Raw genomic sequence first — 1,691 nt, 5'->3', positions numbered from 1 at the left:
TCTATATGCTTATCGTTAACGTCAACCCCTTGCATTCTATAAACTCTTTGAACTTCTTTAACTATATACTCTTGAACTCCGCCTATACCTTGTACTCTTACTATATCATGAGGGTTTATAGACCCTTGAGTTAATGGTTCTCCGGCTTCTACCATTTGACCTTGCTTAACTCTTATTCTAGATCCGTAAGGTATTGCATAAACTTCTTCTTCTCCAACTGTAGGTACTATAACAACTTCTTTTCTCTTACCAGTTTCATCTATTTCAACTCTACCAGATATTTCAGTTATTGTAGCTAAACCTTTTGGCTTTCTAGCTTCGAATAATTCCTCAACCCTTGGAAGACCTTGAGTTATATCTCCTCCGGCAACCCCACCTGTATGGAATGTACGCATCGTAAGCTGTGTACCTGGTTCACCGATAGATTGAGCCGCTATTATACCAATAGCTTCACCTATATTAACTTCTTTACCTGTAGCTAAGTTTCTTCCGTAACACTTAGAACATACTCCGTGGTTAGTTTTACAATTAAGAACTGTTCTTATTTCTACATTTTCAATTCCAGCTGAAACTATTTTTTCAGCTTGATCTTCTTGTATCATAGAATCTGCTTCTACTAAAACTTCACCAGTATTAGGATCTACTATAGCATCTATAGTATATCTTCCTACCATTCTGTCGTATAATTCCTCTATTACTTCGTTTCCATCTTTTATAGCAAAGATTTCTGTAGTATCTACTGTTCCACAATCAACTTCTCTTACTATAACATCTTGACTGACATCAACAAGTCTTCTTGTTAGGTAACCTGAATCGGCAGTACGTAGTGCTGTATCGGCAAGACCTTTTCTAGCACCATGTGAAGATGTGAAGTATTCCATTACTGATAACCCTTCACGGAAGTTAGACTTAACTGGAACTTCAACTGTTTTACCAGATGCATTGGCCATCAGACCACGCATACCAGCTAACTGTCTTATCTGGTTCTTAGAACCTCTGGCCCCTGAATGAGCCATTATATATATATTGTTTAATCTATCTAGGTTAGCCATAAGAGCGTCTGTAACTTTTTCAGTAGTTTCACCCCAAGTTTCTATAACTCTCTCATATCTTTCTTCGTTAGATATTAAACCTCTTCTATATGCTTTTTCATACTTGTCAACTTTTTCTTCTGCCGACGTTATAAAAGCCTTTTTAGCCTCTGGTATTGTCATATCTGCAACAGCAACAGTCATACCACCTACTGTAGAATATTTAAATCCTAGAGCTTTTATATGGTCTAATAATATAGCAGTTTCAGTGTTTCCATGTTTTCTAAAGCATTTATCTATTATTTTTCCAAGAGATTTCTTGTCAACTAAGAAGTCAACTTCTAATCCAAATGGATCTTCATCTCTATCTACAAATCCTAAGTCTTGAGGTACATTTTCGTTGAAGATAAATCTACCAACTGTACTTTCAACCATAGATTTTCTTCCATCAGGAAGAACTATTCTCATCTTAACCTTAGAATGTAAATGTACTGCCTTGTTTTGGTATGCAAGTAATAACTCGTTAAAGTCTTTAAACATTGTACCATGACCTGGAGCATAATCTTGTTCTTCTATTGTTAAGTAGTAACATCCTAAAACCATATCCTGAGAAGGAGTAGTTATTGGAGTACCATCTTTAGGAGCAAGTATATTATTTAC

At 35.8% G+C, this 1,691-nt stretch carries 1 pseudogene; it reads right to left on the bottom strand.

Annotation, left to right across the window (positions count from 1 at the left end):
* Positions 1 to 1,691 (bottom strand): annotated as a pseudogene (locus tag CHL78_RS20105) (DNA-directed RNA polymerase subunit beta'); the annotation flags it as partial.

The organism is Romboutsia weinsteinii, from assembly GCF_002250835.2.
Classification (GTDB): domain Bacteria; phylum Bacillota; class Clostridia; order Peptostreptococcales; family Peptostreptococcaceae; genus Romboutsia_A; species Romboutsia_A weinsteinii.
The sequence above is the reverse complement of the archived record's forward strand: the minus strand, read 5'-3'. Positions and strand labels throughout refer to the sequence as shown.